Here is a 14,440-nt window from a genome sequence, read left to right as displayed (position 1 = left end):
GGACCCAGTTGAGGACCTGTTCTCGGCAAACTATTTTAAAGCAGTTCTGTGGTGTCAGTACTCACTTATCAGTACTAAGCTATCCCAGGCAAAGTAGCGGAATTAGTTTGAGCTTGGCCCTGACTCAGATGAGTCAGGCGGCTGCGGGCAATCTCGCTGTCTCTGTTCAGCTTCCTTCAAAAGATTGACGTTCCCGCCTCCTTGAATTGTCACCGTCATCACGAGGTAATGCCACTCGCCGGCCGTTTTTCGGGCAGTGACAGCCAGAACCCCGCTCCCTTTAGGACCCATGAGAGGCATAACCAGCTCGGCGTTCCCATCTGCAGAGGTTGAGTTGACGCTGCCACCAACCCACGCTCCCATTTGGATCGGGGTCCCTAATTTTTCAATCAGCGCTGGATTCGCCTGAGCCCGAGCCAGCGATTCGCGCGCCACATCGGAATTCTTCAGTGACGCCATCACAAAGTAAACGAGTCCGCCGCACAGGGAGAGCGGAAGCACGAAAATGACAATGAACAAAGTTGGGATAAGCCACTTCCAGTTCCGTGAAAACCAACCAGACTTCTGCGCAGGTGAATAGGGCGGCGGAATTGATCCGGGCGGAAGAGGAGGCATAGCCGACATAAAGGGCTCCTGGCGTGAACTCAGTAGGAGCAGATTATTTCATGGGAAGACGAATTCTTGACATCATTAATTCAAAGCGCAGGCTTTTGTTTATTGCGCCGGAGTTGACGGTTTCTTCCCCAGTTCGCGCACATAGCTTTCCACCTGGCGTATCTCGTCAGCCGTGAGCTTGTTTTTATGGGCAGGCATCCTGTCTTTTCCCTCGGTAATGATCTCGATGCGTTGCTCGGGGCTGAGCTTCTGCACAGCATCGGAACGCAAATCGGGGATTTTCCATTTGTGGCCAATAAAGGTATTGCTGGAGCCATCGGCTGCATGGCAACGCATACAATTTTCTTCAAAGATCTTCTGGCCTGGCGTCACGGCTTTGCCTTGCTCCGCTTGTGCCGGTTCTTTGCTGCATGGTTGCTGGGCAAAGGTCAGTACGCTCACGCATAAAATAAAAAATAATGTACTTCTCATGACGCTCCTTAAAACGAATACCGCAAGCTGATGGTCCCAACATGAGCATGGAAATCACGCGAAAGGGTTGGACCGGGATCGCTGTGTTCGTTGTAATCGTAATATCCCCAACTCACCTTCCAATCGAGACCTTTTTTCAATTGCAGATCGAGATCAGCGGAAGGCTGCAAATATAAGCTGCGTAACGAACCGGTGGGAGTAAGAGGGTTCAGAAACAGGGTATCCCCTCCCGTACTGGTCAGGCTTGCACCCAGATGGGTCGTGAGCCGCGGCCACGGCTTCCACATCATCGCCACCCGGCCAAAGTGGGTTCTGCTGTCATAAAACGAAACCGTCTGGAACAAAGCGAGATCGGTCGTGCACAAAGGCGTTGAGATCGAGACCGAACTCGTGGCAAAACAAATATTGGCGCGCGAGAATACCGTGGTGAAATCGTAGTCCAAATCCAATCCCAGGCGTTCGTTAGCGGAGAGCAGCGCGTCAAAGCTGAAATTACGGTCATGCCCCAGAAACCCGATTCCCCCCGAATTGTTGTGCTTTTCCAAAATATTGAGGGCAACGCTTATATTCGCCCAGGGCGTGGGCTGGTAGTTAGCGCGCGCGCGATAGTGTTGCGACTGGCGGGGATTGAGGCGCGTAAAGAAATTGTCGGCCCAGAAAAGCTCCGCGTCACCGCTCAAGCGCAGCGCGTCACCTTTCAACAAACGCGAGGTCAAGCCCAACAACAGCGAATGTTCGTTGATCTCTGTGCCTTGGGTTGCAGTGGATAAAAGGCCGGCAAGACACGAACCATCGGGTTGGGTGGGCAACAGCAGGCAAACATCGCGGTTGGCACGGGTTGGAAAGAAGACAAGGCCCTCCATACTGAGGTTGCGCTGCGTAATCAGGCGATTGCGATAGCGATATCCCAGGCGTGCTCGAAAGTGCTTGCTGAAGTCGTATTCCAACTGAAGCAGATTGGTTTTGTATTCCTGTCCCAAAAAGGTGAATGAATTGTTCGATGTGATGTCAGCAGGAGAACCAAAAACATGTTGCGGACAAGTGGCCGCGTTAAAAGGCGTGGGGCAAGCGGCTGGATTAAAAACAATGGGTGATGCAAGCAGCGAATTGGCAAAGAATGAATCCTGCAAGCTGCTCTCGATGCCGGGCACGCGAACCGCATGGAAGCGGAACGAATCGCTGATACGAAAACGGTCACTCAGGCTCCAGGTCGCGGCAAAGTCTCCGGCTGCGGTAATACGCCGCGAACGCGCTGACCCGGTAAAGTTGTACTGGCGTAGCTGGGTGCTGGCAATCAATCCATTGAACAGCTCGTTCATCGTGGGCACCTTACCGGTGCTGGAGTTGTACATGAAACGTCCACTCATCTCCAGTTTTTTGAAATAGTTCGACTGAAATCCGAGTTGCTCCGTGGGAGAAGAGGTTCGCATGGGCGCGAAGCGCGAATAGGCTAGAAACCCACTGCACGTAGCGGCAGCCACCGGTGGCTTTGCCGCCGTATTGATGGAAAGCGAATCGCATGGCGTCAAAAGCAGGGTATTGAAGATCAATCCCAGATCAACCGGAGCTCCATTGGAGAGCTGAAAATTGAAGTTGCGGTCCACCTGCGAATTATCACCTTTTGTGAATTGCAGGAACTGGTCATAGCTGATATTGGTGCGGGGCAAAACGCGCAGATCAACTCCAAACTGATAGGCGTTCTGGGTCTGCCGCCACGGCTGAAACAGCAGGGTCTCTTCTCCCGCGACATCGTCGGCATGAAAGCTGGTAAAGCTGGGCCCCTGGCTGAGGTTGCGGGAGTATCCCAGACGAAAACGCAGACGCGACTGGGGAAAGAGCGTGAAATTGTAGTCGCTCATGCGGCGAACAATATCAAAGCGGTGGGGCGAATTCAGGATGGGCACATAGGGCAGCGAGGTGGGAGGGTTCAGCGGGTTAGCCAGCAGATTGTAATCCCAGAAATTATGATCGCGCCGAAAGCTGGCGTTGAAGTTGTACACCTTATTTTTGTAAGCGCGCAAGCGGATGACACTGTTGGCCTCTCCACCTAAACCGAAGCTGGAAAGCGAGAGAGAGTCGAAAAACAAGCCGGAGTGGTTGAGGGAATGCATTTCGAAAGACCCATCCAGCAGGCGCAATCCGCTGTGTTCATCCACGATGGTATCGAAGACATCGCTGTTACCCCGCTCTGTGAGAACACGGTAACCCATCTCCGCCGACTGCCGGATGTTGTAATTTCCCACCGTAGTTCCCTCTTGCGAATCGGGCTGCTGGGGTCGGGCGGAAAGCGAAAAGAGAAGGCACACCATCAGCACAATGCTCAAATACAATTGCCGGGCACGAATTTTTCCAGCTCGGATCATTTGAAGAAGAACTGGTTGAAGTTGGAGCCGTGAATATTTACATGGCACAGCGTGCAAGCTTGAAACTGCGCCGCCTGATCGTGGTAACCGGGCGTGTCGTGCACGCTTGATCCGAACGTAACCGTGTGACACTCCAGGCAAAGCAAGTTGACATTGCTGCGTTTGAGCAAACGCGCATTCGCTGAGCCGTGCGGCGCGTGGCACGAGGTGCATCCTTCTGTGACCTGGGGAGCGTGTTCAAAGACGAACGGGCCGGCCTTTTCCACGTGACACTTCAGGCAAACCGCATCCTGATTGGCGGCCGTGCGCAACTGCGAATTTGCGAACCCACCATGCTGATTGTGGCAGTCGGTGCACTTGATCAGCTTTTCATCCACCCGGTGATGAAAGGTCTTGGCGAAGTCAGGCTTAACTTCGGCATGGCATCCGTAGCATAACTGCGGCTGCGCTTTGACCAGCAGGAACTGCGACTCCTTGTAATGATGCGGAGAGTGACAGTCAAGGCAGTTCACATCGCTGCTCTTGTGCGCTGAGCGCAGGAAGTTGCTGTGCTCTTCTCCATACTGATGGCAGTTAAGACAGGTGGTTGTAATCTTCTCTGTGGAAAGGCCTTTAAAGGAAGAGATTTTTGCAGGGTCTCCGCCTGACTGCACATGCTCCCTGCCCGGGCCGTGGCAGGATTCGCACTGCCCTACTGCCGTGGTGGCATCGCGCTTGTCGAATGCAATTTTCCAATGGGGCGTGGTGGCAAAGTTCTTGTAGATTTCCGCGTGGCAATCCTTACAGCTTTCAGAACCCATGTATCCCGGCGGCAGTTTGGCCGACGCAGGCGGCTGCGTCTGGGCGCAAATATGTTTGCTCCCAAAAACGCAAACCAGGCTCAACAGGAGTGCAATCTTGCGCCAGATCAAGGGCCGGGTGCTGGTCATGACCAATGTCAGACAAGATATCAGAGAGAACGCTAAGTTTTTTAAAATTCAAACATTTGACAAACTTTTGACAAAGATCAGATGTAAAGAAAAAGCCCGGCAAAGCGCCGGGCTCTTCAAAGTTAATCTGTCTTACTTAGGATTCGTGTTTCCAGGTTTTTGTCCGGGCCGCATCATGGGACGGTATCTATAAAATGTCGTCCAAGATAGATGAGTGGGTTTTGCTGTCGCATTTTTATTCGATTCCGATAAGATTGCCGCGAAGTCAAGGCTCCTGCCTGGGAACGGAACAATGCTAAAGGAAACGGTCTTAATCCAAGGAGCGCTTGGCGTGATTATTCCTAAATCACAGGTGATTTCGACAGAGCTGGTATTTGTGCAAGTTCCGCCAGGAGTTGCGGATGCACTCTTAAACGGTTCAGTGAACACCAGAACAAGCGTTACACCATTTGCGTTCGCTACGTCCTCATTGTATGCACTCACGTTAAAGTTGAGAGGAGAATCAAGCAGCAGCGTATGGGGAGGATTTACGTTGTGCTGGGTCTGGCCATCGGGGGTGTCGCCAAAATAGATGAATGTGTTTGCTTGGGTTGCGCTGCTCTCAGTGAGAGACACGTCCTGAGTTTGGCTAGTACCTGAAAGCGGTGCAGCTTGCATGGTAACTGTGTAGGGTCCGGCGGCGAGCGAAGAACTTGTATTTAAAGTCAGCGTGTCATTGATTGTCTGTCCGACTCCTAAAAACAAGGCTTGCGTGGCAGAGCCGTTGGAAAATATGCACGTCACTCCTGGCGGAGGCGCAGGACAGCTCATATCCACCTCACCCGAAAAACCACCCAGCGCACTGACTTGAAATGCGGTTGTGTTGCTGGGGTTTCCCTGGACGGCAGTTACCGTACTCGGGTTTGGCGTCCCTAAATTAAAGCTGCCCACATTCAGCGTAACCGGAAATGCATGAGTAACGGTAGGAGTGGAAGTGCCAATGCCCTGAATGTTAAAACTAAAGATCGGAGCAGCGGATGGATTGCTGGCGCGCACGGTAAATCCACTGCCCATAGGAACTGGATTAGCAGGCGTCAAGAGCGCACACGTACCTGGGGTTGAGCCCTGGCAGGTAATGTTCACAGAATTGGGATAACTGTCTATGGCAGACAACGTACCGGTGTAGTCATAATTCCCTCCAGGGGACGCCGCGCCGGCAGGATTGCTGATCGTGATCGAAAAATCTTCAACGAGCTGAGAAAGAGGAGAAGCGTTAGAATTGCTGCCGGAAAAAGTAGTTACATCCGGGGTATAGACCGCGGTGATGCTGCGGGTCCCGGAAGCAAGTGAAGTGGTCGTAAAGGTCGCTGAGCCGGCGCCATCCAGAGGCAAGTTGGAACTGATGGGAACACCAAAATCTTCAAATGTGACCCCGCCCGTCGGAATTGTTCCTGGAATGATGGTATTGCTGACTGTCGCTTTGAACTGAACTGACTGCCCAACAATCGAAGGATTGGGGCCGCTGCTGCGAACAACGCTTGTAGAGGTGGCATCCGCAATCACAGTGATTGTTCCGGTAGTCATCGAAAAACCGTGGGGTGTGCAAAAAAAGGGATGGCTCCCTATCCCCAATGCCCCGCCATTGAAAGCCACCGGATAATCAGTCCCATTTACCATGTTGCCGCTGCCAGGAGCTCTAAAATTTCCGTCAGGAGTGCAGGTGTGAGGCGGGTTGACACCACAGGTCCCCGATGTTGCGGTGTGAGCATCAAAGCTGGCTACTCCAACTGGCTGGAAGAAGTCTACCGTCTGACCGAAGCTAATGGTCAAAGAAAAATTACCGCCTGGGCAGGTAGTATGATCTCTTGTGTAGCAAAGGTCATCTGCGTCATCTCCTGCGTAGACAACGGTGCAGTTCGCGCCGCAAGTTTGAGCAGAGGCAGGAGCATAAAACAGGCAGATGAAAGCCAGAGCCAAAAGGCCGAGACGGAGAAATACGCACAAAGTCCTCAGGGAGACAGATACCTTCATAGATACTTCCTTAGCTTTAAGAAGTCTGGGGAATCCCCGGCAAAAACTATCTACGGCATTTAGGGGAGGCACTTAATTGTAATGCAAGATTAAGAGGCAAAACAATTAGATTCGAGTACCCTTCAGTCTTCTGTGGTGGTCTTTCCCGTCGTCCACAAGCCATTTTTGAAACAACCAAATAGTGATATCACTTCGCTGACTCCTCGGAAATTGCAGGTATCATTGCTCCTAAGCATTCAAGAATGCCTGGTTTGGTTTCCGGTCTTTGAAAAACTTATTTTGTCTGCTGGGACAAATGGCCGCTGCAGATCGACCACCCACAGTTTACGGATCAGCATCTATCCAGTAACTGCGGACTCTCTTGTCCTCATTACTCTTCCCCTCCCATATGTGCTTGAATCAGAATGACTTAACTGCACGGAGACTACTTAAGTAATGGGGAGGGGGGGAGCACTACTCTACCAGTCACACGTTACTGGAAAAACGACATCTGCCCGGCTTGGACTAACCTCCTACTTCCACCCTATGGCGTCCTGGGCACAAGCCCCTTACGGGCCAGCGGCCGTGGACGTATCTGTACTGCCGGCGCATTTGCGCTGTTGCCGGTCAAATTGACAGATCCCACGGTCGGAGACGTTACTACACTCTTTGCTTCCACCGAACGCTCAAAGAGCGGTAGGACCTTGAAGGAATAGTGGTTCCCCGTGCTCACCAGAATATCGCCGAGATTGCAGGAAATTGCCGTGGGCAAAAGCTGGCTGCAATTCGGGTTTGATGAGGCCACCAGGATAACCGGGTTGGTGAAGTTGACCTGCCAAACTGCGGCGCTATAAGTGCTACCGCTGTTGTCCACCGATGCGGTGACTGTAAGGTTCGGGTCGCCTACGTTAATCAACGCAGCGTTAGTGACTGAATTCACCGCTGCCAGGCTTGACGTAATGGTCGTACTGGTACCTGGAGTAGTGATATTGAGCTGGGTCAGAGCGACGTTGTGAGAGATGGGTGTGCCGTTGATGGTGACGTCGGCATTAATGGTAATGCCTGCATAGCTGCTGGCAGTCGCTCCGTTGGCCGCAAAGATCACAGCAAAGCTGGTTGGCTGTCCCTTCACGTTGACGAACGTAGGAGGCGAAAAAATACAGGAAACCCCAGTGGGCAGACTTCCGCAGCTCGGGATTACCGTCCCCGCCAAGTTCGTGGGCGTAAGCAGAACCGTTACAGGCTGCGAGAAAGAGTTGTTCACCATATTGACGGTTGCAGGCGACGGCGTACCCAAAGAAAAATCGGGAGCGGGCACACTCAACATTAAAGACTGGGTCCGCACGGCCGAAGCCCCATTTAGGTTTCCGGTAGCGGTAACCGTGAGAGTAGGAGTTCCCGCACTGGTGTTGAAGGGCACAGACGCAGTGACAGAGGGACTCGACGGAAAGCTGCTGACAATCGCTGGTGAAAAGCTGCACGCCCCGCCTGCAGGTAATCCTGCTGTACAGGCCAGCGCAACCGTACCCGAGCCGGTAAAGTTTGTGACGGAAACCATCGTTGTGGCAGCGTTGGAAATGTTTCCTGCACCAATCGTGATTGTGCCGGGCGTAAACGACGAAACAGTAAGCTGCGCGACGTGCAATGTGAGCGGTTGTGTCTTTGTGACAGGACCGGCGGCAGTACTCGAAGCGGCCGACAGGGTTACGTTGTAATCCTGGACCACAGTTGCGGCGGGAATAGTGATCGTCAGGTTGACGGAAACTGGGTTGTTTGCTGTCGGAGTAGCGTTAGCCGAGGGCGTGAAAGTACACGTTGCTCCGGCGGGCAATCCGGCGCTGCAACTGAGCATTACAGTTCCACTGAAAATTCCGGCAGCGCTCAGATTGACTGACGTTGATGTAGAAATCGCGGTTGAACTGGGATTGCTGACTGCAGTCGCCGGTGACGGTGCACCAATAGCGAAATCCACCACGTCAAAATTTAGACCTGAAACAGAGTGTGCCATCGAGCCATCCGAGCCTTGCGCCATAAAGTCATAGTGCCCTGGTGTCGTTGCTCCGGCAGTAATGGTAAAGGGAGTTGAAGATGAAACCATAGGACTGGCCGGGTTCGGATTGCATGGCGAAGGAACTCCGGTCCCACCTGCCAGACAGCTCAAGTTGACTGTCTTGTTGTATCCATTCAACGGAGAAAGATTGCCGTTAAACACCGTCTGCTGGCTGGGGAAGATGGGTCCCATAACCGTGCCGCCACTGGGATTGGAAACGGAAATAGAAAAATCTGGCAAAGCGTTGACGACCACCGTCCCCTGCATGACGGCGCCGTGAACCGTGCAGTAATAATGAAATGTTCCGGCGCTGTTAAAAGTAAACGTGAATGATCCGCCAGATTTCGCGCCTGAATCCCACATTCCGCTGGGACTGCAGCAAGGCAGGTTGGTGGAGGTGGTGGAGTGAAAGCCGTTGACCCAATTCCATTGAACGGTATCCCCTGAATTAATGGTGGTGGTGGAGGTCCCGCTGGCTTGGTCAACAAAAACCAATCCACCGCCCTGCCCGACATTCACAATCTTGGTAGCGGCATCAGCGGCAATTGCGCACGCAGATACTACCGCCAACAATATAAGCAGTCTCCATAACCTCAAAGATCCCAGATGCATAAACGATCCCTCCAGCCCGCAAGTTGAAGAATCCAATGGCACTTTTGGCACTTTTTCCGCTAATCACTACAGATCACAACAAAGAATTATTACTCGACACCTTTAGAATCATGGCGCAGGAGGAATTCAACGATTGTCATAGGTTTGTAATTTTCGTGTAACTTTGCCGTTACTCTGAAACGTGCGGGCAGGACGCCCCACGGCGGTTGGTGACTTTACCGTAGAGACGTAGCATGCTACGTCTCTACTCTGATGTTTCTACTCTGATGTTCCGTTTTGCCGGTTAGGACCTGTTGCTATGGATGCGATGGCGGACATCCGCTCCTTGCACCCAGAAAATAACATCTTCGGCGATGTTGGTGGCGTGGTCGGCAATGCGCTCCAGGTTGCGGGCGATGAGCAACACATCCAATGCCTGATGCAAGACCTCGGGCGAGCTTGCCATTGCACCTTCCATGGCGACAAAAGTTTCGCGATTCATGCGGTCCACTTCATCGTCGGTGGCCAGGACTTTTTGCGCCAGATCCACGTTGCCTTCAATGAAGGCCTCCAGGGCTTCGCCGACCATGGCTGAAGCAGCCGCTGCCATGTGGGGGATATCCGCAGGGAGGTCCACTACCGGCAAACCGTTCATGTGCATTACTCGCTGCACGATATTCACCGCCTGATCACCTACACGCTCCAGGTCGGCGTTAATCTTGATTACGGCGAGGATAAAGCGCAGGTCAATGGCCATGGGCTGCTGCATGGCCAGAAGATCGCGGGCCAACTCGTCAATCTCGCGCTCCTGCAGATTGATGGCTTGTTCGTTATCCAACACCAACTGGCAAAGCTTGAGATCGCGGGTGCGATACGCGGTCACAGCACGCTGCACGGCCTGCTCGGCCATGCCGCCCATGGTGAGCAGCTTCTGCTTGAGCTCGTCGAGTCCTTGATGAAATTTCGTTCGTGTCATCCAAACCTGCCAGTAATATAGTCTTCCGTACGCTTGTCGCTCGGATTGGTAAAGATTTTTTCCGTCTTATCGAACTCAATCAGGTTGCCGGTCAGAAAGAACGCGGTAAACTCGGCCACACGCGCTGCCTGTTGCATATTATGCGTCACAATCACGATGGTGTAGTTCTGTTTGAGTTCAAAAATCAAATCTTCAATCTTGGAGGTCGAGATGGGGTCCAGCGCAGAGGCGGGCTCATCCATCAGCATGACCTCGGGCTCCACCGCCAGGGCGCGGGCGATGCAGAGCCGCTGCTGCTGGCCTCCGGAGAGGCTCGCCCCCGACTTCTTCTTCAGAGAGTCTTTGACCTCATCCCAAAGCGCGGCCTGACGCAGTGAACGCTCCACAATCTCATCGAGTTCGCGACGGTTGCGGTATCCATTCAGTTTTAAGCCAGCCGCAACATTATCGTACACCGACATTGTGGGAAAGGGATTAGGTTTCTGAAACACCATGCCCACACGGCGGCGAATCTCCACGGCAGAGGTGCCGTTGCCATAGACATGCGTATCGCCGATTTTGACTGTGCCCTGCACACGGGTATTGGGAATGGTTTCGTGCATGCGGTTAAGGCAGCGCACGAAGGTTGATTTCCCGCAGCCGGAGGGTCCAATAATGGCCGTCGCATGGTTGGCAGGAATATCCATCTGGATGTCACGAACCGCATGCGTGTTGCCGAACCAGGCGTTAAGCTGATTAACTTGGATCCCTACACCCATCCTAATTGCCCCCCTTAAAGACGCCCCGGGATGCGACCATTCTAACCAATGACATGGAAACCACGATTAAGAGGATCAAAATGAACGCGCCAGCCCAAGCCTGCCGACGCTCGTCGTCAAAGGGCGAGGTGGCATAGTAAAAGATCTGCAAAGGCAGGGCGGCCGTCGCCTGGTTGATGTTGAAGTTCCAGTATGAGTTGCCGAAAGCAGTGAACATCAGCGGGGCACTTTCTCCTGCTACGCGGGCAAAGGACAGCATCACCGCAGTAATGATCCCAGAACTGGCGGTGCGCAGAGTGATTGAAAGTGTAGTACGCCACTGCGGAATTCCCAATCCCCAGGCGGCCTCGCGTAAGGACTGCGGAACCATCAGCAGCATCTCCTCTGTCGAGCGGGAAATGATAGGCACCATCATGATGCCTAGGGCCACTCCACCGGCCAAGGCCGAGAAACGCTTCTGGGTTACTACCACAAGAGCGTAGGCAACGATCCCGATCACGATGGAAGGCACGCCGTTAAGCACATCGGCGGTAAAGCGAACCAGATTACCGAAGCGCTTTTTCCCGAATTCCGCCAGATAGATACCGGTCCCGATTCCCATGGGAACGCCAATCAGGCTGGCGATGAGCAGAATCAATCCCGAGCCCACAATCGCGTTGGCCATACCGCCGCCGGTCTCGCCGGTCGGCTTGGGGATCTGCGTCAGAAAGTTCCAACTCAGCGAGCCGACGCCTTTATACACCAGATATCCGAAAATGGCGGCCAAGGGAGCCAGCACCACGAATGTCGCTCCGGCGGCAAGCCCGACGATCACCTTGTCTTGGAGACTTCGCCACCAGTATTTGCTTTGTATCATGCGGTTGCTCTCGCAGCACTTCCGCGGGTGATGCTCCAGACCATCAATTGGGCCACAATATTGACCAACAGGGTAATCAAGAACAGCGCCAACCCAATCTCCACCAGAGCACTCCGATGAAGATCGTCAGCGGCTTCACTGAATTCATTGGCAATCACGCTGGCCAGCGTATAACCGGGGGCAAAGAGCGACTTGGCGATCTCCGGACGGTTGCCAATGAGCATAGTCACGGCCATGGTCTCACCCAAAGCACGTCCCAAGCCCAGAATAATGGCACCTAGAATACCTGTGCGGGCGTTGCGCAACACCCCGACGCGAATCATCTCCCAGCGGGTGGATCCCAGCGCCAGCACTCCTTCACGTTGCTGCGTGGGAACCGCGCTCATGACCTCGCGGGTGATCGATGTAATTACAGGGATAATCATGATTGCCAGAATCACACCCGCCCCCAGCATGCCAAGGCCGAATTGCGGGCCACCAAACAATCCAGTCCAGCCGAAATATTTTGCCAAAAAAGGCTCTACATACAGACGCAAAATGGGAACCAGTACGAAGATGCCCCACAAACCGTAAATCACGCTAGGTATCGCGGCCAGCAGCTCAACCATGTAGGAGAGCAGGCTGCGCAACTTTCGGGGACAAAGCTCCGTGGTAAAAGTGGCGACTCCGACCGAAAGAGGCACTGCCAGAAACAGCGCCAGCAACGCTGACACCAGCGTGCCGTAAATAAATGGCAAAGCGCCAAAATCTCCATTCACCGGGTCCCAAGCCTGCCTGAAAAAAAATTTAAGGCCGAAGGCGTTACGGGAGAGCGCAGAGCTTAGAACCAATTCGCGCACGATCAGGACAACAATCGCCAAAACGGAGAGGGCGCAACCCAACATCAGGTATCGGAAAGCAGCATCGGCGAAACGCGAAGACGTAAGCGCAGTTTTTCGCCGCGAGACCGCTGCTGCCTGGTCCTCCGGTGAAGACACTTCCGAGGCTGGTTGAAACTTGGTCTTCAACAAGGGCCCATTCATTTGTTTAAGCATCATTTCCACGCTAGCAAACGAATGTTAAAGGAGCGTTAAAACCCGGTTAGAAACAGAAAAAGCCGGCAGAAGCCGCTGCTCTTCAATTGTTAACAAAAGCAGCAACTCCTGCCGGGCATGTTCCCCGTTCCGGAGGAAATTAAAACTTATATAACAAGTCGAGCTGAACCCGGTTTAACCAGGGATCGGTCAGTCCTGCAGCACGTCCGGTTTCTAAGGCTGCATTCTGCAGTCTTGTGTTCAGCGTACGGCCGATGTACCACGTAAAGGTTGCGACTGTGTTATTGCGTACCAGCCAGTTGAAATAGAATTTGTGCTGCAGAATATTGGTGGCAGCACGCTGGTCATTATCGTTGAACGATGCGATTACGGCGTCCTGTTCAATACGATCAAAGCTATAGCCGAGCAGGATATCGTTTTTCTGCTTGAGCTGACCCAGACTCGTCTCAAACCAGTAAGCCTTATCCTGTTTGGAGGGTCCGAGGCCGACGTTCAACCTGGCTCTCGTGTTCTGCTCGTATTCTCCCAAAACACGCCAGGGAAAGCGGCTCCAAGGTGTCAGGTAGGTGTTATCGAGGATAAAGTCGTTATACATGAAGCCCGAGACCATAGCGCGCGTCTGCCCAGTGCCGATGCCCGCAATGCGAGTGGCATTGGTGAAGGCGCCCGGATTCAAGGTTTGCACGGGAGGAACAAGAGGCTGGTTGATTGGCGTCCCTACCGCCGTAGTTAGTGGTTCAGGCAAGCAATTGGTTGAAGTTGGCTTCGCACAAACCGGGACAGGCAATGCTGCCTGGGCAATTGAGTCCGCACCATTCCAGTTTAAGGCCGTGTAGGAAGGGGTGATGGTCCACTTGTTGCCAAAAAACTGGAACTTAGCTGAGACCTGCGCCCCGGGAGCGTTGGAGTCAACTCCTTTGGCAACCTCGTTGAAAAACAACTCCATGGCTTGTACTGAGACGTTCTTGAAGTGCGGGTGATTGAAGTCAAAGGAAAGCTTCTCATCAAAACCTTCAGGGTTGATGTCGTTCTTAAACGTAAGCTGCGTGCGTATCCAGGGATAAGCGAACTTGCCACCGGTAAGCTGCAACCACTTATGCGATTGCGGCTGGTAGGTGATCCAGGCACGGTCCAATCCGATCGCCTTCCTTTCAAAAAAGCCGGTCAGGGTTTCGTTCAACGAGGTAGGATCGGAAAAATTCGCGCTTGCGTTAACGTTTGCGCCGGAGCCTATGTACGCTCCGCCATAGAAATCCTCATTGATCTTACCTTCAAGACCAAGGCGAAGCCGGAGGCGAGGACGATTGCGATCAGCGCAATTGGTGCCAACACAACCCGCATACCTTTGAAAGATTCCATCGTAACGGATACGAACGTCTCCGCCGAAGCGAAAGCGTCCTAATACGCCCTCGATCGCCGACACTCTCTTCTGGTCTTCCTGCGAGGAAAGCGCAGCATTGGTGGCATTGGTTTTTATATCGGCCACGTCCCCTTGCAGCTTGGTAAAGTTTGCAGCGGTCAGCGTGCTGGTGGTTTCCGCCGAAGTGGCCTTGGTCTGAGCTTCAGTAGCGGCCTGCTGCAACTGATTGATTTGCTGTTGCTGCTGCTCCGAGGCCTGGTCACGCTGTTGCAGTTGCTGTGTCAACTGCTGAATCTGCTGTTGCTGCGTTGTCAGCGCCTCGCGCAGCGACCTGATTTCATCAGCGGTGGTCACCGTAGTGGCGCTTGCCTTCGTGCGCGTTGAGACTGCTGCTCTCTTCTTCCTCGTCTTGGTGGGGGTGGATGCCGTGCTGCTTGCAGACTGCGCC

General features: G+C 53.3%; 11 protein-coding genes. All 11 read right to left on the bottom strand.

Features of this window, described 5'->3' with window-relative positions:
- Positions 1-102 precede the first annotated feature (102 nt).
- Positions 103-624, bottom strand: coding sequence for a cytochrome c oxidase assembly factor Coa1 family protein (locus tag VK738_10125; GenBank protein ID HTD23000.1), 522 nt, complete (start codon positions 622-624; stop codon positions 103-105).
- 90 nt (positions 625-714) lie between these two features.
- The gene (locus tag VK738_10120; protein ID HTD22999.1) at positions 715-1,086 is read right to left on the bottom strand and encodes a c-type cytochrome; all 372 of its coding nucleotides are present in this window, start codon (positions 1,084-1,086) and stop codon (positions 715-717) included.
- A gap of 8 nt (positions 1,087-1,094) precedes the next feature.
- Positions 1,095-3,449 (bottom strand): hypothetical protein, encoded by a 2,355-nt coding sequence (locus VK738_10115; protein HTD22998.1) that lies wholly within the window; start codon positions 3,447-3,449, stop codon positions 1,095-1,097.
- Positions 3,446-4,378: a DmsE family decaheme c-type cytochrome gene (locus tag VK738_10110; GenBank protein HTD22997.1), complete on the bottom strand. Its 933-nt coding sequence runs from the start codon at positions 4,376-4,378 to the stop codon at positions 3,446-3,448. Before VK738_10110 ends, VK738_10115 begins: the two co-directional genes overlap by 4 nt.
- Before the next feature lie 132 nt (positions 4,379-4,510).
- Positions 4,511-6,388, bottom strand: a complete 1,878-nt coding sequence (locus tag VK738_10105; protein ID HTD22996.1) for an Ig-like domain-containing protein — start codon at positions 6,386-6,388, stop codon at positions 4,511-4,513.
- Positions 6,389-6,911: 523 nt separating this feature from the next.
- Complete coding sequence (locus tag VK738_10100; protein ID HTD22995.1) at positions 6,912-8,987, bottom strand: hypothetical protein; 2,076 nt, start codon at positions 8,985-8,987, stop codon at positions 6,912-6,914.
- A 325-nt stretch (positions 8,988-9,312) separates the two neighbouring features.
- Positions 9,313-9,984, bottom strand: a complete 672-nt coding sequence (phoU, locus tag VK738_10095; GenBank protein HTD22994.1) for a phosphate signaling complex protein PhoU — start codon at positions 9,982-9,984, stop codon at positions 9,313-9,315.
- The gene (gene pstB, locus VK738_10090; GenBank protein ID HTD22993.1) at positions 9,981-10,742 is read right to left on the bottom strand and encodes a phosphate ABC transporter ATP-binding protein PstB; all 762 of its coding nucleotides are present in this window, start codon (positions 10,740-10,742) and stop codon (positions 9,981-9,983) included. The genes phoU and pstB overlap by 4 nt, the downstream gene beginning before the upstream one ends.
- 1 nt (position 10,743) lies before the next feature.
- The gene (pstA, locus tag VK738_10085; GenBank protein ID HTD22992.1) at positions 10,744-11,598 is read right to left on the bottom strand and encodes a phosphate ABC transporter permease PstA; all 855 of its coding nucleotides are present in this window, start codon (positions 11,596-11,598) and stop codon (positions 10,744-10,746) included.
- Positions 11,595-12,635, bottom strand: a complete 1,041-nt coding sequence (pstC, locus tag VK738_10080; GenBank protein HTD22991.1) for a phosphate ABC transporter permease subunit PstC — start codon at positions 12,633-12,635, stop codon at positions 11,595-11,597. The genes pstA and pstC overlap by 4 nt, the downstream gene beginning before the upstream one ends.
- A 136-nt stretch (positions 12,636-12,771) precedes the next feature.
- On the bottom strand, positions 12,772-14,440 hold a 1,669-nt coding region (locus VK738_10075; protein HTD22990.1), incomplete at its 5' end, for a putative porin.

The sequence above is a fragment of the Terriglobales bacterium genome, from assembly GCA_035487355.1.
In the GTDB taxonomy this organism is placed as follows: Bacteria; Acidobacteriota; Terriglobia; order Terriglobales; family Acidobacteriaceae; genus QIAW01.
The sequence above is the reverse complement of the archived record's forward strand: the minus strand, read 5'-3'. Positions and strand labels throughout refer to the sequence as shown.

Bases quoted from the DNA above. Each gene is read 5' to 3' on its own strand.
- VK738_10125 (HTD23000.1), bottom strand. From the start codon at position 624: ATGTCGGCTATGCCTCCTCTTCCGCCCGGATCAATTCCGCCGCCCTAT.
- VK738_10120 (HTD22999.1), bottom strand. From the start codon at position 1,086: ATGAGAAGTACATTATTTTTTATTTTATGCGTGAGCGTACTGACCTTT.
- VK738_10115 (HTD22998.1), bottom strand. From the start codon at position 3,449: ATGATCCGAGCTGGAAAAATTCGTGCCCGGCAATTGTATTTGAGCATT.
- VK738_10110 (HTD22997.1), bottom strand. From the start codon at position 4,378: ATGACCAGCACCCGGCCCTTGATCTGGCGCAAGATTGCACTCCTGTTG.
- VK738_10105 (HTD22996.1), bottom strand. From the start codon at position 6,388: ATGAAGGTATCTGTCTCCCTGAGGACTTTGTGCGTATTTCTCCGTCTC.
- phoU (HTD22994.1), bottom strand. From the start codon at position 9,984: ATGACACGAACGAAATTTCATCAAGGACTCGACGAGCTCAAGCAGAAG.
- pstB (HTD22993.1), bottom strand. From the start codon at position 10,742: ATGGGTGTAGGGATCCAAGTTAATCAGCTTAACGCCTGGTTCGGCAAC.
- pstA (HTD22992.1), bottom strand. From the start codon at position 11,598: ATGATACAAAGCAAATACTGGTGGCGAAGTCTCCAAGACAAGGTGATC.
- pstC (HTD22991.1), bottom strand. From the start codon at position 12,635: ATGATGCTTAAACAAATGAATGGGCCCTTGTTGAAGACCAAGTTTCAA.